21 protein-coding genes and 1 pseudogene are annotated in these 23,080 nt (G+C 61.8%); 20 read left to right on the top strand and 2 right to left on the bottom strand.

All coding sequences use genetic code 11. From position 1 onward, the window contains the following. Positions 1-5 precede the first annotated feature (5 nt). Positions 6-899, bottom strand: a complete 894-nt coding sequence (locus YA0848_RS28565) for a helix-turn-helix domain-containing protein (protein ID WP_017849084.1) — start codon at positions 897-899, stop codon at positions 6-8. Between the two features lie 222 nt (positions 900-1,121). On the opposite strand from YA0848_RS28565, the gene YA0848_RS28560 reads away from it, so the two are divergent. The 16 genes from YA0848_RS28560 (at position 1,122) to YA0848_RS28485 (ending at position 18,188) form a co-directional block, all read left to right on the top strand. Next, the gene (locus YA0848_RS28560; RefSeq protein ID WP_169902547.1) at positions 1,122-2,777 is read left to right on the top strand and encodes a (2,3-dihydroxybenzoyl)adenylate synthase; all 1,656 of its coding nucleotides are present in this window, start codon (positions 1,122-1,124) and stop codon (positions 2,775-2,777) included. Beyond that, positions 2,774-3,544 (top strand): thioesterase II family protein, encoded by a 771-nt coding sequence (locus tag YA0848_RS28555; protein ID WP_034097874.1) that lies wholly within the window; start codon positions 2,774-2,776, stop codon positions 3,542-3,544. Before YA0848_RS28560 ends, YA0848_RS28555 begins: the two co-directional genes overlap by 4 nt. Further along, a complete protein-coding gene (locus YA0848_RS28550; protein WP_017849081.1) occupies positions 3,541-3,846 on the top strand; it encodes an isochorismate lyase in 306 nt (101 codons plus the stop codon). Before YA0848_RS28555 ends, YA0848_RS28550 begins: the two co-directional genes overlap by 4 nt. After that, the gene (locus tag YA0848_RS28545; protein WP_082136165.1) at positions 3,843-5,240 is read left to right on the top strand and encodes an isochorismate synthase; all 1,398 of its coding nucleotides are present in this window, start codon (positions 3,843-3,845) and stop codon (positions 5,238-5,240) included. Before YA0848_RS28550 ends, YA0848_RS28545 begins: the two co-directional genes overlap by 4 nt. Before the next feature lie 84 nt (positions 5,241-5,324). After that, entirely contained in the window at positions 5,325-6,053 is a 729-nt protein-coding gene (locus YA0848_RS28540) for a helix-turn-helix domain-containing protein (RefSeq protein ID WP_040268329.1), read from the top strand. Positions 6,054-6,236: 183 nt separating this feature from the next. After that, the gene (locus YA0848_RS28535) at positions 6,237-7,301 is read left to right on the top strand and encodes an SDR family oxidoreductase (protein WP_052202214.1); all 1,065 of its coding nucleotides are present in this window, start codon (positions 6,237-6,239) and stop codon (positions 7,299-7,301) included. Then, entirely contained in the window at positions 7,298-8,557 is a 1,260-nt protein-coding gene (locus YA0848_RS28530) for an aspartate aminotransferase family protein (protein ID WP_034097869.1), read from the top strand. Before YA0848_RS28535 ends, YA0848_RS28530 begins: the two co-directional genes overlap by 4 nt. A 14-nt stretch (positions 8,558-8,571) precedes the next feature. After that, a complete protein-coding gene (locus YA0848_RS28525; RefSeq protein ID WP_034097867.1) occupies positions 8,572-9,015 on the top strand; it encodes a type II toxin-antitoxin system RatA family toxin in 444 nt (147 codons plus the stop codon). A 3-nt stretch (positions 9,016-9,018) separates the two neighbouring features. Then, positions 9,019-10,161, top strand: coding sequence for an acyl-CoA dehydrogenase family protein (locus YA0848_RS28520; protein ID WP_034113710.1), 1,143 nt, complete (start codon positions 9,019-9,021; stop codon positions 10,159-10,161). Beyond that, positions 10,158-10,985 (top strand): SDR family NAD(P)-dependent oxidoreductase, encoded by an 828-nt coding sequence (locus YA0848_RS28515; RefSeq protein ID WP_198712394.1) that lies wholly within the window; start codon positions 10,158-10,160, stop codon positions 10,983-10,985. Before YA0848_RS28520 ends, YA0848_RS28515 begins: the two co-directional genes overlap by 4 nt. 10 nt (positions 10,986-10,995) lie before the next feature. Then, a complete protein-coding gene (locus YA0848_RS28510; protein WP_034113708.1) occupies positions 10,996-11,952 on the top strand; it encodes a fatty acid desaturase family protein in 957 nt (318 codons plus the stop codon). Positions 11,953-12,009: 57 nt separating this feature from the next. Next, the gene (locus YA0848_RS28505; RefSeq protein ID WP_034097860.1) at positions 12,010-12,810 is read left to right on the top strand and encodes a DUF3050 domain-containing protein; all 801 of its coding nucleotides are present in this window, start codon (positions 12,010-12,012) and stop codon (positions 12,808-12,810) included. A 16-nt stretch (positions 12,811-12,826) separates the two neighbouring features. Continuing rightward, positions 12,827-13,894, top strand: a complete 1,068-nt coding sequence (locus YA0848_RS28500) for an HlyD family secretion protein (RefSeq protein WP_034113704.1) — start codon at positions 12,827-12,829, stop codon at positions 13,892-13,894. Continuing rightward, the gene (locus YA0848_RS28495; RefSeq protein WP_198712395.1) at positions 13,891-15,408 is read left to right on the top strand and encodes a DHA2 family efflux MFS transporter permease subunit; all 1,518 of its coding nucleotides are present in this window, start codon (positions 13,891-13,893) and stop codon (positions 15,406-15,408) included. Before YA0848_RS28500 ends, YA0848_RS28495 begins: the two co-directional genes overlap by 4 nt. 23 nt (positions 15,409-15,431) lie before the next feature. Further along, a complete protein-coding gene (locus YA0848_RS28490; RefSeq protein ID WP_169902545.1) occupies positions 15,432-16,775 on the top strand; it encodes a TolC family outer membrane protein in 1,344 nt (447 codons plus the stop codon). 543 nt (positions 16,776-17,318) lie between these two features. Beyond that, positions 17,319-18,188 (top strand): isocitrate lyase/PEP mutase family protein, encoded by an 870-nt coding sequence (locus tag YA0848_RS28485; protein WP_034097854.1) that lies wholly within the window; start codon positions 17,319-17,321, stop codon positions 18,186-18,188. Positions 18,189-18,244: 56 nt separating this feature from the next. Here the strand turns inward: YA0848_RS28485 and YA0848_RS28480 are convergent, their stop codons facing one another. Continuing rightward, positions 18,245-19,600: a methyl-accepting chemotaxis protein gene (locus tag YA0848_RS28480; protein WP_034097852.1), complete on the bottom strand. Its 1,356-nt coding sequence runs from the start codon at positions 19,598-19,600 to the stop codon at positions 18,245-18,247. A gap of 188 nt (positions 19,601-19,788) precedes the next feature. Here YA0848_RS28480 and YA0848_RS28475 point away from each other — a divergent pair, with 188 nt between their 5' ends. The 4 genes and pseudogenes from YA0848_RS28475 (at position 19,789) to trxA (ending at position 23,077) form a co-directional block, all read left to right on the top strand. Then, positions 19,789-20,169 carry a RidA family protein gene (locus YA0848_RS28475; protein WP_034097850.1) on the top strand — a complete coding sequence of 127 codons (381 nt, stop codon included), beginning with the start codon at positions 19,789-19,791 and terminating at the stop codon, positions 20,167-20,169. Positions 20,170-20,239: 70 nt separating this feature from the next. Continuing rightward, the gene (locus YA0848_RS28470; RefSeq protein ID WP_169867811.1) at positions 20,240-22,219 is read left to right on the top strand and encodes a peptidase U32 family protein; all 1,980 of its coding nucleotides are present in this window, start codon (positions 20,240-20,242) and stop codon (positions 22,217-22,219) included. Between the two features lie 277 nt (positions 22,220-22,496). Further along, a pseudogene (locus YA0848_RS36795) lies at positions 22,497-22,733 on the top strand (thioredoxin family protein); the annotation flags it as partial. A gap of 20 nt (positions 22,734-22,753) precedes the next feature. Further along, complete coding sequence (trxA, locus tag YA0848_RS28460; protein ID WP_169902544.1) at positions 22,754-23,077, top strand: thioredoxin; 324 nt, start codon at positions 22,754-22,756, stop codon at positions 23,075-23,077. The last annotated feature ends 3 nt before the right edge of the window (positions 23,078-23,080 follow it).

Raw genomic sequence — 23,080 nt, 5'->3', positions numbered from 1 at the left:
CGTGATCAACGGATTTCGCTGGGCGATACACCGTAGCGTTTGCGAAAGGCGATGGAAAAATGCGCCGGGCTGAATCCCACGCCATAGGCGACGGTAGACACATTGCTTTCCTCGTCGCTGAGCATGCGGTGGGCTTCGTTGAGACGATGTTCGTGCAGGTAGCCGAACACGCTGGTACCGAACACTTTGCGAAACCCCGCCGTCAGTTTGCGCGGGCTCATGCCCACGTGGCTGGCCAGGGCGTTCAGGCTGGGCGGTTCGAGCAGCGAGCGCACCAGACGGTCCCGGGCGGCGTGTACACGCTCCACATCCGACGAGGTGATGCGCAGCTTATGCTCAGGCTGCCCGCGCTCACCGAGCAGGAACTGCGCGCTCAACGCGGTCAATTCCAGCGCCTTGCCACCCAGGTACAACGAGCGGCTCGGGCCCTGCATCGGGCATGTTGCAATTTGCGTGGCCAGTGCCTGCATCGCGCGCGGAGCCGGGCGCACCATCATGTACGGGTCGCCGCCGCCACTGCTGAGCAGCTTGCGCGGGGCCAGGCCGAGGTGGCGGTCGAGGGATTCGAGGTCCAGCTGGACGATGGTGTAGCGCAGTGGTGTGGTGGTGCCGTAGATCTGCGACGAGGTGAACTCGCCATCGTTGACGATGGTGCACAGGCTCGGCCCCTTGATCGACTGCTCGCTGTGCCCGGGGATGCGGCACGACAGCTCGCCACTTTGCACCAGAATCAACTTGAGGCCGCGCTCCAGCGGGTCCTCGACCCAGTTTTCGCTGTCTGACCACAACGTGCCGGTGACCAGGGTCATGTGCGGGTCCAGGTAGACCGTTCCGGGTTGGTTACCCTTGGGTTCGGCCTGCGTCTCTTGTCGACTGGGGGCGATGATCGTAATAGTCATTGGGTTTTCCCTTGATCCTGAGGCCATTACGCGGGGCCTGACCTGAATGAGGAGGAGGCTTTTAAACCGTAAACCTCCCTGTTTATAGCCGCTGTGTATTTCATCTAATGAAAAAGTCACAGGTCCGAAAGCCTTGGCGTTGAGAAGCGCTCGGCGAAGGACAATGATAATAGATCTCATTTAGACGTTTGTAGCCAATTATTTCTACAAATAGGGGATTCCATGTCATTGCACACCTGCGCACCCGATTCAGACAGCGTTGGCGACGCGCCCGGCTGGCCTGCCGCGTTCGCCGCACGCTACCGCCAGGCCGGTTACTGGCAAGACCAGACCTTCGCTCAGGCCCTCGATACGGTCGCCGCGCGCAACCCATCGGCCATCGCGATAACCGACGGCCCCTTGCACCTCAATTACCGCAGCCTGGCAGACCGCTGTCGGCGCCTGGCTGGCGGTTTGCACGCGCAAGGGATCGCAGAGGGCGACAATGTGGTGGTGCACTTGCCCAACGGCACTGCGTTTATCGAAGTGTGCTTTGCGTTGTTCCGCCTGGGCGCCCGGCCGATCCTCGCCCTGCCCGCCCACCGTCAACATGAGATCGGCGGGTTTTGTGGGTTTGCCCAGGCCTCGGCCTACATCGGCTGCGCTCAATTAGAGGACTTTGATTGCCGCTCGATGGCGCGCCGACTGGCCGCTGCCAACCCGCTGTTGCGCCACGTAGTGATCGACGGCGATGCGCAGGAGTTCACCGTGTTGAGTGAGCTTTACAACAGCGCGCCGCTGGAACGGGACGCCGGTCGCGCCGACGCCGTGGCGTGTTTCCAGCTGTCGGGAGGCACCACCGGCACGCCAAAGTTGATCCCGAGGCGGCACGCCGAATACCTCTATAACGTGCGCGCCAGCAGCGAAGTCTGCGAACTGGATGCGCGCACCGTTTACCTCACCGCGTTGCCCATGGCGCATAACTTCACCCTGTGTTGCCCGGGTGTGATCGGCACCCTGCTGGCCGGTGGGCGCGTGGTGTGTACGCGCCGCTCGGACCCGGAGTCCTGCTTTGCGCTGATCAGCGAGCAGCGGGTCACCGTGACCGCCTTGGTGCCGCCGCTGGCGATGCTCTGGCTGGACGCCCAGGACCAGCGCCAGGCCGACCTGTCCAGCCTGCGCGTGCTGCAAGTGGGCGGTGCGAAATTGCTCAGCAGCGCGGCAGAACGGGTCACGCCGACGCTGGGCTGCACCTTGCAACAAGTGCTGGGCATGGCCGAGGGGTTGTTGTGTTTTACCCGCCTGGATGACCGCCCGGATCTGCTGCTGCATACCCAGGGCCGTCCGCTGAGCGCCGATGACGAAGTACGCATTGTCGATGAACAGGGCCAACCGGTGCCCGAGGGAGAGGTGGGTGAACTGCAAGTGCGCGGCCCCTACACCATTCGCGGCTACTATCGCCTGCCCGAACACAATGCCCGGGCGTTCACCGCCGATGGATTCTATTGCAGCGGTGATCGGGTCAGGCGCACCGCCGACGGTTACCTGGTGGTCGAAGGTCGTGACAAGGACCAGATCAACCGCGGCGGTGAAAAAGTCGCTGCCGAAGAAGTGGAAAACCTGCTGATCGGCCATCCCCAGGTACACGACGCCGCACTGGTGGCGATGCCGGATGCTGTGCTCGGCGAATCCACCTGTGCCTTTATCGTCGCGCGTGACCCGGCGCCCTCGGCCTTCGCACTCAAGCATTACCTGCGCGGCCACGGCCTGGCGGCGTTCAAGGTGCCGGATCGTATCGAGTTCGTCGCACACTTCCCGCACACCGGCGTGGGCAAAGTCAGCCGCAAGGACCTGCGCGAGCGCCTGCGCCAGGCCTGGCTGCAGAGTGCCGCTTCGTGAGCCTGCACGACAAACGCTGGGTACGCGCTTATCGACTCACGCCCATGCCACGCTGGCGATGGGTGTGTTTCGCGCATGCCGGGGGCAGTGCGAGTTTCTTCCGCGACTGGGTCCACGCCCTGCCCGCCGACATCGACCTCTTGGCCATCCAATACCCGGGCCGCGAAGACCGTTTCAGCGAGCCGTGCCTGACCGACATGCAGCGCCTCGCCGACGGTGCCGCGCACGCGTTGTCGTGTTACGCCGACCGGCCGCTGGTGTTGTTCGGCCATAGCCTGGGCGCGGTGGTGGCGTATGAAGTGGCGACGCGCCTGGAACAACGGGCAATCGCCGTCGACCATCTGTTCGTGTCCGCCCACCCGGCGCCGCAGCGCCAACGCGGCGGGCAGTTGCACCTGGGCCCCGACGCGGCCTTGCTGGACGATGTGCGGCGCCTGGCCGAGCGCCCCAATGCGTTGCTGGAGAACCCGGCCCTGTGCGAATTGTTCCTGCCCGGCTTGCGCAACGATTACCGCATCGTTGAAACCTACACCTGCGCACAACCGCGGCCACTCAAGAGCCACATCGGGGTGTTCTACCCCGAGCAAGACCCGGAAATCGAGCTTGATGAAGCCATGGCCTGGCAAGCCGCCAGCCACCGGCCACTGCACCTGCAGCGCTGGCAAGGCGGACATTTTTACCTGGTCGAACAGCGCCAGGCACTCATCGACGCCATCGTCGCGACGCTGTCGACCCCATCGCCCTCCTTGAAGGAAACCTGTCAATGAAAACCCCCGACGCCTGTGATGGCCTGCAGGACATTCGTCACGCCATCGATTCACTGGACCACCAGATCATCGACCTCATGCGCCAACGCATGGCTTACGTCAAAGCCGCCGCGCGCTTCAAGCCGACCGAAAGCAGCATCGCCGCGCCCGAACGCGTTGCCCAGATGCTCCCGCAACGCCGCGAGTGGGCCGAGCAGGCCGGGCTGGACCCGCACTTCGTCGAAACCCTGTTTGCCCAGATCATCCATTGGTACATCGGCCAGCAAGTGTTGCACTGGCGCGCGATGAGAACGCTGGCATGAAGGCCTTTGCACAGTTGCACGCCCATGCCGAGGGGATGACCGAGGTGTTCGAGCACGCCCAGCGGCGTGCCGTCGAACAAGGTGAGCCGGTGTTGGCCAGTTACTCGATGAGGATCGCCCCGCTGGACTTGCTGGCACTGTTTGGCAGCGTCGACCAACCTGGCGCCGAGTGCCTGTTCTGGCGGGCGCCGGAAGACGATAAAAGCCTGTTCGGCTGGGGGGTGGCGGCGGAACTGAGCAGTGCGGGCCCTCAGCGTTTTGCCTCGGTCGATGCGCAATGGCGACACTGGCTGCAAAGCGCGGTGATACACGGCCCGCTGGCGCCTTCGGTGTGCGGCGGCTTTCGGTTCGATCATCAGGTCAAGGCCAGCCCTGCCTGGCAGGGTTTTGGCGATGCGTCCCTGTGGCTGATGACGCTATTGCTGGTGCGCGACGGTGCAGACTGTTGGCTGGTGTGCCAACAGCGCGTCGCGCCCAGCGATGCGGCACGTTGCTGTTGCGAGCACGTACTGAAGGAGTGGAACACGCTGATGGATCGCTACGTCAGCGGCGCGCCTCCGACGGCTGCACGGCAGCACACCCGCGACCAGAGCCTGCCGCGGGCCTGCTGGGAAAGCAAAGTCGCGCATGCCCTGGACGTGTTGCGCGACACCGCGTTGAACAAGGTGGTGCTGGCGCGGGAAGTGGTCAGCGAGTTTTCCCGGCCTATCAGTCCCGGGCGCACCTTGGCTGCCCTGGCAATCAATGACCCCACGGCGTACTTGTTCGCGTTTCGACGCCACCACGCGTGTTTTATCGGCGCCTCCCCAGAGCGCCTGGTCAAGCTGCACAACGGTCACCTGCAAACCCTGGCGCTGGCGGGCACAGCCCGGCGCGATCCCTGCCCGGAGCAGGATGCGCAACTGGCGCAAACGCTGCTCGGCTGCCAGAAGAACCAGCATGAGCATGCCGTGGTGGTGCAGATCATTCAGCGTGACCTGGCGCCCTGGGTACGGCCGTTGCACGTTCCCCCTGCGCCGCACATAAAGCGGCTCAGCCGCGTGCAGCACTTGGCGACGCTGATCGAAGGCGCACTGCGCCCGCAGAGCAGTTTGCTGGACATGGTCGCAGTCCTGCACCCGACGCCCGCCGTCGGCGGCCATGAACGCGGCCAGGCGCTGGAGCATATTCGCCAATTCGAGGGCTTTGACCGTGGCTGGTACGCGGCGCCGTTAGGCTGGCTGGATGCCCACGGCAACGGCGAATTCATCGTCGGTTTGCGCAGCGCCTTGCTCAACGACAACCAAGCCCGTCTATTTGCCGGCTGTGGCATCGTCGAACACTCCGACCCTGCCAGCGAATACGACGAAACCTGCATCAAATTGGCGGGCATGCGCGCCGCGTTGCAGGTATAACCCGCTGCCCGATGCTTGAATCAAGGCCGGCGCAGGCCTACCCTGCACACGGAAAATTCACCCTCTGAGTCAGGAAGACCTTACATGTGGGATGGCAACGTTACCTTTGGTGATTCATGGGCCGGCTACATTGGCCGCGCGGATCAGAACACTGCCCACTCCCATGTTGCCATTCAGCTGTGCATCGGCGTACACCAGCCCGTCACCCTGGAGCTGCCAGGCCAGTCGATCCGCGCGGCCGGCGTGATCATCGGGCCCAATGTCGAGCACCGCGCCGTGCCCGAAATTCATCCGGTGGCCTTTGTCTACGTCAACCCGGATACCCCGTTGGGGCGTGCGCTCAACGCGTTGCTGCAAGACAATGGCATCGCCCTGGCCAGTGACGAACTGCTCGAGTGCTTTCGCCACTCCAGCTCCCTGTCTCAGTTTGTGGAAGCGCTGGGGCGCTTGTTGGCGATTACGTCGCCCATCGACCAACGCCTCTACAAGGCCTTGAACATTCTGCGCCAGGACCGCGACGGTCCGGGCTCCGTCAGCCGCGCCGCGAGTGCGGTCGGCCTGTCCAGCCCGCGCTTGCGCTATGTCGCCACGCACCAGATGGGCGTGTCGCTGTCCCAATGGATCATCTGGAACAAACTCGAGCGCGCGTCCAAATCCCTCGCTGACGGTTCCACCTTGTCGGATGCCGCCGCCGATGGCGGCTTTTCCGACCAGGCGCACTTGGCCCGCATCATGCGCCGCATGATTGGCATGACGCCCCGCACCGCTGCCAGGGTTTTGCGAAAGACAAGCGTTTCGTTCAAGACGCATTGATATCAAAAAGCCAATATCGATCGCATCTTATTCGCGAAAACGATAAGCGCTGATTGCCGGCCTCACACAGCACCTCAGCGCCACCGACAGTGAATGCAAGAGTGTTCGCCAGGGGTATCCGTGCCCGGGATTTGGCGGAACGCACCGTTAATTCTTTCGATGAGTCCGCAGGAAGCGTCCTACATGTCAGAACAGCAAAAATTAACCGTCCTTCTCACGGGGGGCTCAGGCGTACTCGGTGAATCACTGATCGACTGCCTGGCAGAGGACTTTGACCTGGTATGCCTGGCGCGTAAAAGCCGCATTTGCCACCCGCGAGTGGAGGTGCTCAAGGGCGATATATGCAGCCCGCGACTGGGGCTGGACGTCGGCGATTATGAAGCGCTGCTCAAGCGTGTCGATTGGGTGATCCACGCCGCAGCGGTGACCCGCATGGATGGCGATATCGACCAGATTTTTTCGGTGAACTACCTCGGCACCGAAAACGTCGTGAACTTTGTCCAGCAAGCGAACGTGCCGCTTTACCACATCAGCACCGCCTTCACCCATCCGTGCGACTACTACGAAGGCGTGCAAGCAGAAACGCCTTACGAAGTCGCCAAGCGCCAGGCTGAAACGCTGGTGCGCTCAGCGGGTATCGATGTTTCGATCTTTCGTCCCTCCATCATCATCGGCGACTCGGACAGCGGGCACATGCCCAACTTCCAGGGGTTTCATATGACCATGGGGCTGATGATGTCCGGCGTGCTGCCTATCGTGCCCTGCCCGCCTGCCGGGTATATCGACTTGATCGCCCGTGACGTGGCGGCGCGGGCGATTGCCAACGCGTTGCGCCAGCGCTTGATCGGCGCAGACTACTTTCTCACCAGTGGCCCGCAGGCGCTTGATCTCAACGGTCTGTTGGACCTGATGTGCCATTCCATGGAAGCCCAAGCCCAAGCCTTCACCCGGCCGCGCTGCATGGCGCCGGATATTTATGAGCGGCTGATCCGCCCAGTGTTCCTCCCGGCACTGACCGGCAATATCCAGGCCGCGCTGGGCCGCGCCAACCAGCTGTGTCGCTATGCCTGCCTGCGTACACCGCTGCCCACGTCACTCCCTGAGTTACTCGGCGAGCCGGCGTTCAGCGCACGGGATGTCAGCCGTGAGTTACTGCTCTCGCTCAACCACTTGGCGCCCAAGCTGGGCGCGTTGACGCGCATGCTCAAGCAGCCGATGCCAACCGTCGCACAGGCGTCAGTCGCATGACCCCACTTCTTACCGAACCCGCAGCCGACGCCGCACAGGTGGACCAGTACTTCCGCCGGCACGTGAACTCAGGGTATGCGCGCCTCGCGTCGTTGATGAATTTGCCGATCGAACAGTCCAGCCATGGCGTCTATATCTACGACAGCCAAGGCCGCAAGTACCTGGATGCCGGCGGCTATGGCGTATTTTTCCTCGGCCACGGCCACCCGGTGGTGGTGGCGGCCGTCACCCGGCAGCTGCAGCAAAACGCCCTGGCCAGCAAGCTGTTGCTCAACCCGCAACAGGCTTTCGCCGCGCAAGCCCTGGCTGCGCATTGCCCTGGCAACCTGGACTATGTGTTCTTTTGCAACTCAGGTGCCGAGGCCACCGAAGCCGGCCTGAAACTCGCCCGGCTCAACGGCTGTCGCCGCACGCTGTCGACCCTCGGCGGCTTCCACGGCAAGACCCTCGGCGCACTCGCCGTCACTGGCCGCGAAAGCTACCGCGAGCCGTTCAGCGGCCTGCTTAGTGAAAGCACGTTCGTCCCCTTCGGCGACAGCGCCGCGCTGGAACAGCAATTGCGCGCTTCGCCGGACAAGGCCTGTGTGATTCTCGAACCGATCCAGGCCGAAGCGGGTGTGATCCTCGCGCCGCCAGGCTACCTGACACGTGTCCGCGCACTGTGCGACCAATACGGCGCCGTGCTGATCATCGACGAAATCCAGTCCGGCATGGGCCGTACCGGCCATTGGTGGGCATGCGACCAGGAACAGGTGGTGCCCGACATCATGCTGGTGGGCAAAAGCCTGTCCGGTGGCTGCGTGCCGGTCAGTGCCATGGTCGCCAGCGCGGCAATTTACGCGCCGTTCAACCGCAACCCCACGGTGCATACCTCGACCTTCGGCGCCAACCCGCTGGCCATGGCGGCCGTGCAGGCCACGTTGCAAGTGATGGTGCAGGAAGACCTCGTGGAACGTGCCCGGCTGATGGGCCAGGACCTGCGCGCCCGCTTCAGCGCGCTGTTGCAGCAGAGGGGCCTGGCCGAGCGCGTCAAGTTGCGCAGTGCCGGCTTGTTGCTGGGCTTTGAATTCAGCGACGCCTCGGTCGCCGCGAACATGGTCATGGCCCTGATCGAACAGCAAATCATTGTGTGCCACTCGCTCAATGACCACCGGGTCGTCAGGCTCACGCCTTCCCCGCTGCTGACAGCCCAGGATTGCAATCGGTTGATCGAGGGGTTCGCCCACGCGCTGACCACCTCAATACCATCCCTTTGATTGGAGTTTCCCCCATGCAAGAAGTCAACGTACTGGCCCATATCCCCAGTGCCTGCGCTGATGAAGTCTTTGCCGTGATCAGCGACTTCAGCAACTACGTCGAGCTGTGCGAGTCGGTGCGCAATATCACGATCAATAAGGTCAGCGAGCAGGTGTCGTTCACTTCCTGGGAAGTCAATTTCCACAGCGGCATTCTCAAGTGGCAGGAGCGTGACACGTTCAATACCCAGACCCGGGAAATCCACTTCGAGCAAATGAGCGGCGATGTCGATCACTTCTCCGGAACCTGGCAAGTACTGCCGGACGGCAAAGACGCGGTCATCACCTTCGCCTCGCGCTTTGACCTGGGCCTGCCGATGCTCGCCGACATGCTCGACCCCGTGGCCCACAAAGCCATCCGCGACAACATTCACTCGATCATCACCGGTCTGTTCCCGGCGAGTTACTTGAAGGCCTGAACCATGTCCCTTTCACTGTTGAATCGCTCGCGTGCCTTGCTGCACAGCTACGCCCCAGGTTTTGACGAACGCCTGGCGAGCATCGCATTCGCCGAACGCGAAGCGCCGCCTAGCGAAGTCATCGCCCTGTTCAAGCAACAAGGGCCGGTCGGCCTGTTGGTCAACCGTGCCGCGGGCGGGTTGGGCGCGGGCATCCTTGATGCCGTGCATGTGCAGATCGCCCTGGGCGCGCGCTCACCCTCGCTGGCGGTGGCCAGCACCATGCATCAGTTTTCCGTGGCGAGCCTGTTGGCCCTCACCCAGAACGGCGGCGGTGCCGAAGGTTTGTTGTTGGCGGCGGTCGCACAAAAGCGCTTGCTGCTGTCCTCGGGGTTTGCCGAAGGCAACTCGGGTGCCGGCATTCTCGATTCGAACATGCAGGCGCTGCAAACCCCTGAAGGTGTATTGCTCAGTGGCAGCAAAAAGCCCTGCTGCCTCGGGCAGTCGATGGACTTGCTCACCGCCAGCTACACCCGCCAGACCGCCGAGGGCGAAGAGCTGATGGTCGCACTGATTCCGGCGAATGCACCGGGCATCACGCGGTCGCCGTTCTGGCAGAACAGCGCACTGGCCGCCGCCGAAAGCATCGAGGTGCGCCTCAACGAAGTCTTCGTGCCCGAACGCATGTTGTTTTCCGCCGGCTACAAACACCTGTTGGGCGACGTGCAAACCGTCGGTTTCATCTGGTTCGAGCTGTTGATTTGCGCGTCCTACGTGGGGGTCTGCGCCGGTTTGGTCGAGTCTGTGATCGAGGCCGGGCGCTGGACGCCGCATCACCGCGTGGAGCTGGCGGCTCAGCTGCAACTGGCGATCAGTGCCCTGGAAGGCGCGGCGCTGGATATCGAACGCAACCCGCAGGACCTGCCGAACGTGCTGGCCCGCCTGCTGCTGGTGCGCTACGGCATCGAACAACTGCTCACCGAGCTTTCGGACCAGGCCCACGCCATGCTCGGTGGGATGGCGTTTATCACCAGCAACCAGAGTTCGAACTGGTTGATGGCCTGCCGTGGCCTGCAGTTTCACCCGCCGGCGAAGATCTCGATGGCGAGCAACCTCGACACCTACTTGTCCCACTCAACCTTCAGCATCGCCGGAGCGCACCCATGAACCTGCTCGGAAAAATCGTCGTGATCACCGGAACCGCGCGCGGCCTCGGTTACGCGGCGGCCTGCACATTGAAAAAACAGGGCGCCACCGTGATCGGCCTGGACATTCTTGCGCCACAAGAGCCCGGGTTGCTGGATGGGTTTTATCAAGTCGACCTGTGTGACAGAACGGCGCTGACGCAGGTGATTGGTGCCATCAGCACCGACTTCGGCGACATCGATATCCTGGTGAATAACGCCGGCACCCTGACCCTGGAACGCGGCGAAACCGGCGTCACCGACTTAGTCACCCGCGCGGTGGATGTGAACCTGTTCGCGCCATGGCAACTGGTGGCCGGGTTCCTGCCGGGGTTGCTGCGCAAGCGCGGCAAAGTGGTCAACGTGTCGTCGCTGTTTGCCCTGGTGAACGCGCCTTATGTGGCCGCATACGCTGCCAGCAAACGCGCGCTGAGTGCTTATTCGGACGTGCTGCGCATGCAATATCGCGGGCAGCTCGACGTGGTCACCGTGTACCCGGGCTTTATCGACACCGCCATTCACTTGCCCGCCCAGCGCGTGGGTTTGTCGGTCAAGCGCCTGGTGACGTTCATGTGGGGTGACAGGACCCTGCTGTCTCTCGAAGAGAAACTCGATGCCGCCGCCGATGGCCTGGCTCGCGCCTGCCAAAAAGACGGCCTGCGCAACCTCGGGCTGACCTTTATGGGCACGCTGGCCATGTACACCGCGCGTATCGCACCAAGTGTGGTCGACGCCTTTATCGCCCTGCGCCTGCGCACGCTGACCCGCGGCGGGCACCTCGCGCTCAAACCTGAACTGATCGAGTAACGCGTTGCCAATGGCCAGACAACTCCACAGCAAGCCTCAGGTCCGCCTCGATCGGGCCTTGTTCAAGGCCCGGTCGGGTGAGTCCTTGTTGATCATCGGTTACGCCTTGTGCCTCTTCCTGCTGCCCCTCGCGCTGTTTGTGTGGGTGGCGAACACGGCCGCCACCCTGTGGGTGTTGCTGTGCTCGCCCCTTTGGGTGCTGGCCGGGTACGGGTGGTTTCTGCAAGCGATCCTCGGGCATGAAGGTTTCCATTTCAACCTGAGCAGCACGCCTATGCACAGTTGCTACCTGGGCATTTTCACCAGTTCGTTGCTGCCTGGATTCTGCGTGACCGGTTACTTCGTCGACCATTGGCAACACCATCGCTACAGCAACAGCGAACAGGACCCGGACTATCGGCACTTCTCGCGTTATCGGAGCCTGTTTAGCCGCCTTGCGCTGTCACGGTTGTTGGCCACCTCGAACTATCTGCAGGCGACGTTGCGCCTGGCTTTCGGCCCGCCGGTCAGCCCATCGCCCTTGCCTTCGCCTTTGAGCGCAGCCCAGGTGCGACGACTGGCGCGTTGCAATATCGCGTGCCAGGTCGGCTGGTTGAGTGTCTACGCGGTCGCCCTGTGGCAGATCGACGGGCTGCTGCTTGGGTTTGCCTTGAGCCTGGCGGTTGCGTTCCTGCTCTCGGCAGTTAATGCCTATCAGGAACATGCCTTCAGCGAGGGCCATGACCAGCCCCCTGCCCGCTCGCGTACGTCGCGCCTGAGCACCTGGCTGCACGCCGGCGCGAACTTTCACCTGGAACATCACTTTTATCCAGCGGTGCCGTGCTGGCGCCTGCCCAAGGTCCACCGCCAACTGCTGGACGCGGGGTGGTATGCAGACCGGCAATACCTGCTGGAGACACGCTTCATACCGTCCTTCAAGTACGCCTCCGGTCGCCATCCTTACCGTGGCGACACGCTGAACGACTGAACGGTCCTTACTTTCCCCATGGATTTTGGCCTGAACCATCAGGCCGCAGGAGCTGCTATGCCTTTTGATATCGACCGCCACATTGAAACCGAGCGCGCCCAGTTATTCGGCCATCCGCTTTTCGCCAATATCCGCACCGTTGAAGATGTACGCACACTGATGGAATTTCATGTGTTTGCCGTATGGGACTTCATGACCCTGCTCAAGCGCATCCAGCGCGACCTCACCTGTGTGGAGTTGCCGTGGGTACCGCCAACGCATATCACGGCTGCGCGCTTGATCAATGAAATCGTGGTCGGGGAAGAAACCGACGAACACCCCAATGGCGGCTTTATCAGCCACCTGGACCTGTACCTGACCGCCATGGATGAAATCGGCGCCGACAGCTCGGTATTCCGCCGTTTCCTCGCGGCCATCCAGGCCAAGGAACCGCTGGCCAAGGCCCTCAGCGACCGCGATATCCCATTGGCGGCCAAAGTGTTCATGTGCCAGACGCTCGATGTGGCGCAACACGGCACCACCGAAGCGGTGTTGGCGTATTTCTTCTTTGGCCGTGAAGACATCATCCCCGACATGTTCGGACGCCTGCTGTCGCAATGGTCGGTCAGCGAAACCGAGGTGCCGATGCTCACTTATTACTTGAAGCGCCACATCGAAATGGATGGCGACGATCATGGCCCGGCCGCTAAACGCATCATCGCTGAAATCGTCACCACCCCTGTGCAACACCAGCACATGGTCGAAAGCGCCAAGACCGCGATCAAATCGCGCATCGATTTGTGGGATGGCGTGCATCACTTCCTGCAGCACAAAGCGCAACACTCCACGGACCGCCCTGAGTGCCTAAGCCTCGCATGACCACAGGGAGCAGGACATGACCAAAGGTAAATTGATAAAACTGACACTGTGCGGCGTTGTGGTCGGTGGGTTACTGCTGCTCGGCTGGCAGCGTTGGCAGTATTCCAACGCGTACGTGAGTACCGATAACGCCGAGCTCGATGGCGTAATCATTCCGGTGCGCGCCAAGCTCTCGGGCGTGGTGATGAGCGTGCCGGTGACAGACAACGTCACGGTGCAAAGCGGTGATCTGCTGTTTCAGATCCGCGACAGCGAATATCAATACCAGGTCGAGCAGCGTGAGGCGCAATGGCAGGCGTTGCTTGCCGCCGCAGGGCGCGGCGGCGGTCCGGGTGCGTTGGACAGCCAGGTCCTCGGCGCGGTCGCAATGCGCCAGGCGGCGCAAGCGGCGCTGGCACAATCGAGCGCCAATCTGGAGCAGGCGCGCAACGATTACGGGCGCGCCCGCCGCCTGGGCGCCCAAGGTGTGTTGAGCACCCAGGATGTCGAGGTGGCCAAGGCGCGTTTCGACGCCCTGAGCCACGCCCAGGAAGCGGCACGCGGCAATGCCCAGGCTGCCGCGCAAAGCACCTTGGCCAACAAAGCCGAACTGAAAGTGCAGGACTACCGGATCGCGGCGGCGCAAGCCGAACTTGAACAGGCCCGGATCAAGCTGCACGACACTCGTCAGACCGCGCCGGTGCGCAGCATCGTCTCGAAAAAAGAAGTCGAGCCGGGCCAATTCGTGGTCGCCGGGCAGAAGCTGTTGAGCCTGATTGCCACCGACCCGCTGTGGATTACCGCCAACTTCAAGGAAACCCAGGTCGGGCGCGTGCGGGTCGGCCAATTGGCCAAGGTCACTGTGGATGCGTTTCCCGGGCAGGCTTTCGACGGGGTAGTCGAGAGCCTCGCACCGGCTACCGGCGCAAAGTTTTCACTGCTGCCCCAAGAGAACGCCACCGGCAACTTCACCAAGGTGGTGCAGCGCGTGCAGGTCAGGATTGCCCTCAAAGACGTGCCGGATGACTACAAAGCCTTGTTGAGCCCCGGCATGAGCGCCTTCGTCGAAGTCGCCACGCAACAGCACGGCAGCCACACGTTATGAAGTCGCCGTATCTGATTGCGCTGACCGTGACGCTGGTGTCGATGATGGAACTGCTCGACGTGACCATCGTCAACGTGGCGATTCCCAGCCTGATGGGCACCTACGGGGCGTCGGTCGATGAAATCTCCTGGGTGTCCACTGGCTACGTGGTGGCCAACGTAGTGATCCTGCCGGTCAGCGGCTGGCTGTCGGCCTGGTTCGGGCGGCGCACTTATTACCTGGTCTCCACGGCGCTGTTCGTGCTGGCATCCGTGGGCTGCGCCTTTTCCGCCGAACTCTGGCAACTGGTGGCATTCCGCGTACTGCAAGGCTTGGCGGGCGGCGGGTTGCTGGGGATTTCACAGGCAATTATTTACGACGTATTCCCCAAGGAGAAGGTCAGCAGCGGCATGGCCTTGTACGGCGTTGGCGTGATGATGGGGCCGACGTTGGGCCCCACGGTCGGCGGCTATCTGATCGACACCTTGTCCTGGCACTGGATATTCCTGATCAATCTGCCTATCGGTGCTGTGGCCCTGCTGCTGTGCTGGCTGTGCATCGGCGACTCCGCCAATGAAAGCAAACCCAGCAGCGTCGACTACAGCGGCTTCTGCCTGCTGGCCCTGGGCGTCGGCAGCCTGCAGATCCTGCTGGAGCGCGGCGAGCATTGGGACTGGATGGAATCGAACTGGACGGTTGCCTGCCTGTTGCTCAGCAGCTTCAGCCTGGCGGGGTTCTTCTGGTGGGAACGGCGCGCGACCAACCCGATCGTCAATGTGGCGCTGTTTCAGAACCGCGAGTTTGTGATGGGCTGCATCTGCGCGTTTTGCGTGGGTTTCGGGCTGTACAGCACGTTATTCATGGTGCCGCTGTTTTTGCAGACGTTGCTGGCACAGAGCGCGTACCAGAGCGGGCTGGTGATTTTCCCCGGGGCGGTGGCCAGTGCCATCAGCACCTTGGTGATCGGCAAGCTGTCCCAGGAAAACAAGATCGACGAGCGCGTGTTCGTGACCTTGGGCATCGTCATGTACTGCTATGCGATGTTCCTGCACACCCAGTTCACCCTCGACAGCAACCCGGACACGCTCTATTGGCCCCTGGTGATTCGCGGCCTGGGCCTGGGCATGATCTTCGTACCGCTGACCAACCTGGCCATGCGCCGTCTGCCGCTGACGTTGATCTCGGGCGCTTCGGGCGTGCTCAACCTGATGCGCCAGCTGGGCGGCAGCGTCGGCATCGCCATTGCCGCGCCCCTGCTCACGCGGTTCTCGTGGGAGCGCTATCGCCTGCTGTCCGAGCATGTGACCGAGTCCAGCCTGGTTGCCAGTGGCTGGGGCGGCGTGGAATCCAACCCGCTGTTTCTGTCCCTGAACCTTGCAAGCCATCAACAAGCCTTGGCCCTGATGCCTTACCTGCAAGCGCGTGAACAAGCGCAAATGCTGGCCTTCAGCATGCTGTTCGGCACATTGGGCGCGGTCATGGCCATCGGCATTCCCATGGTGCTGATGATGCGCAGAAGCACCCTCAGCCGATAACTTCTCCAGTGGAGCACATCCCCTTGCGTATTCCAGGGCTGCATCTCGACCCGATCACACTGCTCACTTTCCTGTGCGGCCTCAGCCTCGCCTGCTGCCCGGCCAATGCGGCGGCGGAAGACTTGTACCAGCTGTACCAGAAGGCGCTGACCCACGACATGAAGTTCGCCGCCGCACAGGCGCAACAATTGGCCACCGCGGAAAAAGAACCGCAAAGCCGTGCCAACCTGTTACCGGACCTGTCGGTCACCGGCGGCGCGGCGTGGGTCGATGCCGAGGATTCGTCCGACTACCATCGCAACCGCAATAACACCAACGCCTATGCCGTGGTTCTCACCCAACCGCTGTTGCGCTGGCAGAGTGTGGTTGACCACGACCAAAGCAAACTGATGATCAGCGCCAGCGAGGTGCAGACCGAACAGGCGCGCCAGGACCTGATGCTGCGTGTCGCCCGCGCCTACTTCAACGTACTGCTCAACCAGGAACTGCTGAACACCCGCACGCAACAGTTGCAAACCCTGCAGGAGAGCCAGGACCGCACCCGGCGTTTGTTGGCCGACGGTGCCAGCACCCACAACGCGCTCGAACAGGTTCAGGCCAAATACGACCAGGCCTTCGCCGAGCAAATCGCCGCACGCGGCGCGCTGGATATCGCCACCGAAGCCCTCACCCAATTGACCGCCGCCCAGGCGCGCCCATGGTCGGGCAAGGAGCCACAATTCAGCGCTCCGGTGCCCGCCGCGATCGGCGCCTGGGCCACCACCGCACAACAAGGCAACCTCGCCGTGCAGCGGGCGCAGATTGCCCAGCGCCTGGCCGAAATGGACATCGACAAGGAACAAGCCGGCCACTTGCCGACCCTTGACCTGATCGCCGCCCATGGCCGTTTTGCCTCGGTCGGCGGCGATGTGTACGACATCACCCTGCCGGAGAATCGTTATAACCAGACGGTGGTCGGGGTCAAACTGAGCGTGCCACTGTATGGCGGCGGCCGTACCAGCAGCCGCGTGCGCGAAGCCCATGCGTTGCAGAGCAAAGCCCTGGATGAACTCGAAGATGCGCGCCGCAGCGCCGGGCTGATGGCCCGCCAGGCCTACCTGCAAGTGACCAGCGGCATGAGCCAATACCAGGCGCTCAAACAGGCGCTGAAATCCAGCCAGGTCAACCTCACGTCGGTGACCCACGGCTTCGAGGCCGGTGCGCGCATCAACACGGAGGTACTGGACGCACAGCAGAAAGTCACGGACACCCAGCAACGTTTGGCCCAGCAACGCTACGCGATTCTGCTCGCGCAGCTCAATCTGCTGGCGTCGACGGGGAACCTGAACGACGCGAGTCTGCGTGAGGTCAGTCGCCTGCTCGATTGAAGCCGGTGCACGCCCCATTCAGCCCATGTACCTGAGCCATTGAATTCAGGGTTCGATAATCGAACGGGTTCCCGCTTCTGCCGTTCAAGTTCACTGCGTGAATGCGGATAGCACGATCACTATCACTTAAGTGGTCTGCGGAGTATGCCCATGTTTGCCCATCGGCCAGGTACCGTGTGACCTCGTCATAATCATTTGCGCCGCGCCCCTTAGAGGACAGGGTCACGATCACATGGCCCTTGCCCTGGTCCAGCGCTTCGATATGGACGTTGCCCTTCTCGGCCACCAGTGTACGTACCGAATCATCGGCATTTGCGCAGGCTATAGGCTACGAGGCCAGCGACGATTTATGAACATCTGACATCGCCCACTTGTTCAATTATATGTCGGGGTCTTCTATCTAAATCATCAACCCCGTCCTATGTGCTTCCCGCATACCCCATTCTCAAACGTCATAATCCCGCGTTTTCCTACGTGGTAGTCTCACACGTCTACCAATAGGCATTGATCGTATGTCGTCAATGGCCCCAACCAGGAAAGATCATGCCAAAAAAGTCCCACTCAGCCTTGCGCGTTAATTTTCGTGAATTGTTGGCAACGCCTGCGTGCGTTGAAACCGCTTCCGTGTTTGATCCGATGTCGGCAAGGATTGCCGCCGACCTGGGTTTCGAGGTCGGTATCCTGGGCGGCTCCGTGGCCTCGTTGCAGGTTTTGGCGGCCCCCGATTTTGCGTTGATCACGCTGAGTGAGTTCGTTGAGCAAGCCACCCGCATCGGCCGTGTCGCGCAGTTACCCTTTATTGCCGATGCCGATCACGGTTACGGCAATGCGCTGAATGTGATGCGCACCGTCGAAGAACTGGAACGTGCCGGCGTCGCCGCGCTGACCATCGAAGACACGCTGCTGCCGGCGCAATTCGGGCGCAAGTCCACGGATTTGATTTCCATAGACGAAGGTATCGGTAAAGTTCGCGCGGCGCTGGAAGCGCGGGTTGACCCAGAGCTGTCGATCATTGCCCGCACCAACGCCGGCGTATTACCGACCGAAGCGGTGATCGAACGCACCCTGGCCTATCAGAAAGCCGGTGCCGATGGCATCTGCATGGTGGGCGTCAGCGACTTCGAGCACTTGGAGAAAATTGCGGAAAACCTCACGGTGCCGTTGATGCTGGTGACCTACGGCAATCCCAAACTCAACGACGCGCAACGCCTGGCCAGTCTGGGTGTGCGGGTCATCGTGGCCGGCCATGGCGCGTACTTCGCGGCGATCAAGGCGACCTACGACAGCCTGCGCGCCCAACGCCAGCTGACCCACAGCACTTCGAACCTCAGTGCCACCGAGTTGACCCACACCTACACGTTGCCCGAGAGCTACGTAGCCTGGGCCAAAGAATTCATGGACGTAAAAGAGTAACTACCCGGTGGATCGAGGGGGCTGCCCCCCTCCTCCCACGCGGGTCTGTCCCCCGGTCAGCCAACCCAGCCCACCGCAGTTTTCGGAATTACTTCCGATTCATCCAGCTTCGACGCAAACATACTCACCGCCTTCACGGCATCGCTGGTGCTGGTGCGTATCTGCAGAATCACCGAACCCGCCTGATCCGCCAGGTTGACGCCACGCTGCGCGCCCTCCTGGGTGGCATTCATGCTGCTCACCGCGTCGCGGGTTTCCGACAGGATCATGCCGATCATCTCGGCGATTTCCGCCGTGGAACGGCTGGTGCGACCGGCCAACTGGCGAACCTCATCGGCCACCACCGCAAAGCCGCGACCCTGGTCACCGGCGCGCGCCGCTTCGATGGCCGCGTTGAGGGCCAATAGGTTGGTCTGGTCGGCAATGCCGCGGATGGTATTGACGATGGCGGTGATCTGCTCCGAACGATCACCCAACTGCCCCACCAATCGCGCGGAGGCGCCGATGTTTTCGGCAATCCGGCGCATTTCCGTGGCGGTGTCGTGGATAACCTGAGTGCCGTGTTCGGCAAACCGCTCGGTTTCCGACGAGATATGGTAGGCACGCGAGGCGCCGCGCGAGTCTTCCTCGAATTTTTCCACGCGTTCGGTGATATCGCTGGCGAACTTGACGATTTTCAGCAGCGTGCCGTCGATGTCATAGACCGGGTTATAACTGGCTTCCAGCCACACTGGGCGGCCATGTTTGCCGATGCGTTTGAATTGCCCAGTGAAAAATTCACCGTTGTTCAAGCGACGCCAGAAGTCGGCGTATTCGCCACTGTTGACCAGGCTCGGTTCGCAGAACATGCGATGATGCTTGCCCTTGAGCTCGGCAAGGGAGTAGCCCATGACATTGAGGAAATTGGGATTGGCATCGAGTACGTGGCCGCTCAAATCAAACTCGATCACCGCCATGGCCCGGTCCAGCGCCGCGAGTTTGCTGCGGGTTGCGGCCTCCTGCTCGACCTTGCTGGTGACGTCCAAGGCGTACTTGACGACTTTCAGCACTTGGCCACGTTCATCCAACACCGGGTTGTAGCTGGCCTCCAACCAGACGGTTTTGCCGTTGGAACCCACCCGTTTGAAGGTGCCCGAGACAAATTTGCCGGCGCGCAGATCCGCCCAGAATTCACTGTAGGCCGGGCTGCTGGTGAGTGCAGGCAAACAAAAGTCGCGATGGGATTTGTTGGCCAGTTGATCGGCGCTATAACCCATGGTTTTCATAAAGTTATCGTTGGCCCGCAGCACCTTGCCGTTCAGGTCGAATTCGACCACCGCCATTGAGCGTTCCAACGCGGCGTTCAGCCCTTTGTATTCGGTGACTTCGGCCTTCCTGGCCGCCAGTTCTGTTTTTAATGCGTTATTGAACATGACGAACCCTCTGCCGTACGGAGAACCTGCTTCTAAAGTAGCTATCGGCCCCAGTTTTAGCGACTTTACGCGGCTTTAATTTTTATTTTCTGGCGTCAAAAAAACGTATTGCCATAGCCCCCGGTTTGCCCTGGCCAATGATTTCGAGGACCATGGCGCCTTTGTGTTTTTGCCCACCAGAGGTGCCCATGGCCAACCACGATCTGTCCTACACTCCGGACCCGGATGCCGAGTCCATTTCTTCCGACGTTGTCGGCTTCAACGGCATCCTGGTGTCGACCCAGATCCCGACCCGCGCCGACGGCAGCCTGGAACTGGGGGATATCACCCTGCAAAGCGAATGCACGCTGCAAGCGCTGAAAGTCGCCCTGGAAAAAGCCGGCAGTTCCATGGATCGGGTGATGCACCTGACCATTTATCTGACGGATATGGCCGATCGCGCGGCCTTTAACGAGGTCTACAAACGCTTTTTCGCCAAGCCCTGGCCCGTGCGCGCGGCGGTTGGCGTGGCGGCACTGGCGGTTGAAGGCATGCGCGTGGAGGTCACCGCGATGGCGGCCAAGGCCTGAAGTGATGCCGGTCAGGCATTTCACGGCTACAATGCGCCCCTCAACCGTGACAAGCCTGACTAAAAAAACTATGTCCTTGCCCAAGCATCACCTGGAATTGCTCAGCCCTGCCCGCGATGTAGCCATCGCCCGCGAGGCCATCCTGCACGGCGCCGACGCCATCTATATCGGCGGCCCCAGCTTCGGCGCGCGCCACAACGCGTGTAACGAAGTGAGCGATATCGCTCAACTGGTCGAGTTCGCCCGCCGTTACCACGCCCGGGTGTTCACCACCATCAATACCATCCTGCATGACAACGAGCTGGAGCCGGCGCGCAAGCTGATCCATCAGCTCTACGACGCCGGTGTCGACGCGCTGATCGTGCAGGACCTGGGGGTGATGGAGCTGGATATCCCGCCCATCGAGCTGCATGCCAGTACCCAGACCGATATCCGCACCCTGGCCCGCGCCAAGTTTCTCGATCAGGCCGGGTTCTCCCAACTGGTATTGGCCCGTGAGCTGAACCTGCAGGAAATCCGCACCATCGCCGACGAGACCGATGCCGCCATCGAGTTCTTCATTCATGGCGCACTGTGCGTGGCGTTTTCCGGGCAGTGCAATATCTCCCACGCGCAGAACGGCCGCAGCGCCAACCGCGGCGATTGCTCCCAAGCGTGCCGCCTGCCGTACACCTTGAAGGACGATCAGGGGCGCGTCGTGGCCTTTGAAAAACACCTGCTGTCGATGAAAGACAACAACCAGAGCGCCAACCTGCGTGCGCTGGTAGAGGCCGGTGTGCGTTCGTTCAAGATCGAAGGCCGTTACAAGGACATGGGCTATGTGAAGAACATCACCGCCTATTACCGCCAGCGCCTGGACGACATTCTCGAAGATCGTCCGGACCTGGCCCGTGCCTCCAGCGGTCGCACCGCGCATTTCTTCCTGCCCGACCCGGAAAAAACCTTCCACCGTGGCAGCACCGACTACTTTGTCAGCGAGCGCAAGATCGACATCGGCGCTTTCGACACGCCGACCTTCACCGGCCTGCCGGTGGGTGTGGTGGAAAAAGCCGGCAAGCGCGACCTGCAGGTAGTCACCCATGAGCCGCTGTCCAATGGCGATGGCCTGAACGTGCTGGTCAAGCGTGAAGTGGTGGGGTTCCGCGCCAACATCGCCGAGCCCAAGGGCGAGTTCGAGGAAGACGGCCAGAAGCGCTACCGCTATCGCGTCGAGCCGAATGAAATGCCCGCCGGCCTGCACCAACTGCGCCCCAACCATCCGCTGAACCGCAACCTCGACCACAACTGGCAGCAGGCGCTGCTCAAGACCTCGGCCGAGCGCCGTATCGGCCTTGCGTGGGTCGCGCGTTTGCGTGAAGAGCAGTTGCACGTCACCGCTACCAGCGAGGAAGGCATCAGCGCCAGCGTCACCCTGCCCGGCCCGTTCGGCGTGGCCAACAAACCGGAACAGGCGCTGGATACCTTGCGCGACTTGCTCGGCCAACTGGGCACCACCGAATACCACGCCACTGCCATCGAGCTGGATGCGCCGCAGGCGTTCTTCATCCCCAACTCGCAGCTCAAGGCACTGCGCCGCGAAGTCATCGAAGCGCTGACCGCCGCCCGGGTCGCGGCGCACCCCCGTGGTGGGCGCAAGGCCGAAACCACACCGCCGCCGGTCTATCCGGAAGCGCACCTGTCGTTCCTGGCCAACGTCTACAACCAGAAAGCCCGCGACTTCTACCACCGCCACGGGGTGAAGTTGATCGACGCGGCCTTCGAAGCCCATGAAGAAACCGGCGAAGTGCCGGTGATGATCACCAAGCACTGCCTGCGCTTCTCGTTCAACCTGTGCCCTAAACAGGCCAAGGGCGTCACGGGCGTGAAGACCAAGGTGGCGCCGATGCAACTGATCCACGGCGACGAAGTGCTGACCCTGAAATTCGACTGCAAGCCGTGTGAAATGCATGTGGTGGGCAAGATCAAGGGCCACATTCTGGGCTTGCCGCAACCCGGCAGCGTGGTCGAACACTTCAACCCGGACAAACTTATCTATCAGGGCACGCACTGACGCTGTTGCACTTCGTCAACGGCTAACACTGTTTTGTGGTGAGCGGGCTTGCCCCGCGCCGGGCTGCACAAGCAGCCCTGGAACCGGCTGTCCCCATTCGCTCTGACACTGCGCCGCAGTTTGATCGCGGGCCGCCTCGCGGCCCAGTGCGGCGCAACCCCGCTCATACAGGCACCGCCTTGGGCTATCGCCAATCGATCTAACCCCCTGTCATTTTTCACAGGTGCCTTCGCCGCCTCGTTGCGTTAGCGTCGGTGCTGTGGCTGGAGGGTTGCCCATGACGCGCTCACTTATCAAAGAAGTCAGCGATGCCAATTTCGATAGGCAGGTGTTGCAGGCCCTAGGCCCGGTGTTGGTGTATTACTGGAACAATAGCTGCGGCCATCTGCCCTACCTCGAACAAATGGCTGAGGATTACCTGGGTCGCTTGACCATTGTGACGCTGAATGTCGACGACCATTGCGTCACACCGGCCCGGTACGGGGTGCACGAGGTGCCCACGCTGATGCTGTTCAAAGACCACAGGAGGCATTTATGGGTCAGGTCAAAGCCATCACTGACGCTTCGTTCGAGGACGACGTCATCCACAGCACCAAACCTGTACTGGTCGACTTCTGGGCCGAATGGTGCGGCCCGTGCAAAATGCTTGCGGTGTCTATCGAACAGATCGCCGAGGAATACGCAGATCGGTTGCAGGTTGCCACACTCAATGTCGACGAGAATCCAGCCACGCCGCAAACATATGGCATACGTAGCATTCCTACGCTGATGCTGTTCAGTGGCGGTCATGTAGAAGGGACGCAAATCGGCGCTATCACGAAGTCGCGACTGATCAGCTTTCTGGACGGCAAGCTCTGATTG

This window comes from Pseudomonas sp. S4_EA_1b (genome assembly GCF_016307435.1).
Classification (GTDB): Bacteria; Pseudomonadota; Gammaproteobacteria; order Pseudomonadales; family Pseudomonadaceae; genus Aquipseudomonas; species Aquipseudomonas rhodesiae.
Note: the sequence above shows the minus strand (reverse complement) of the source record. Positions and strands in the feature narration are given on the sequence as shown.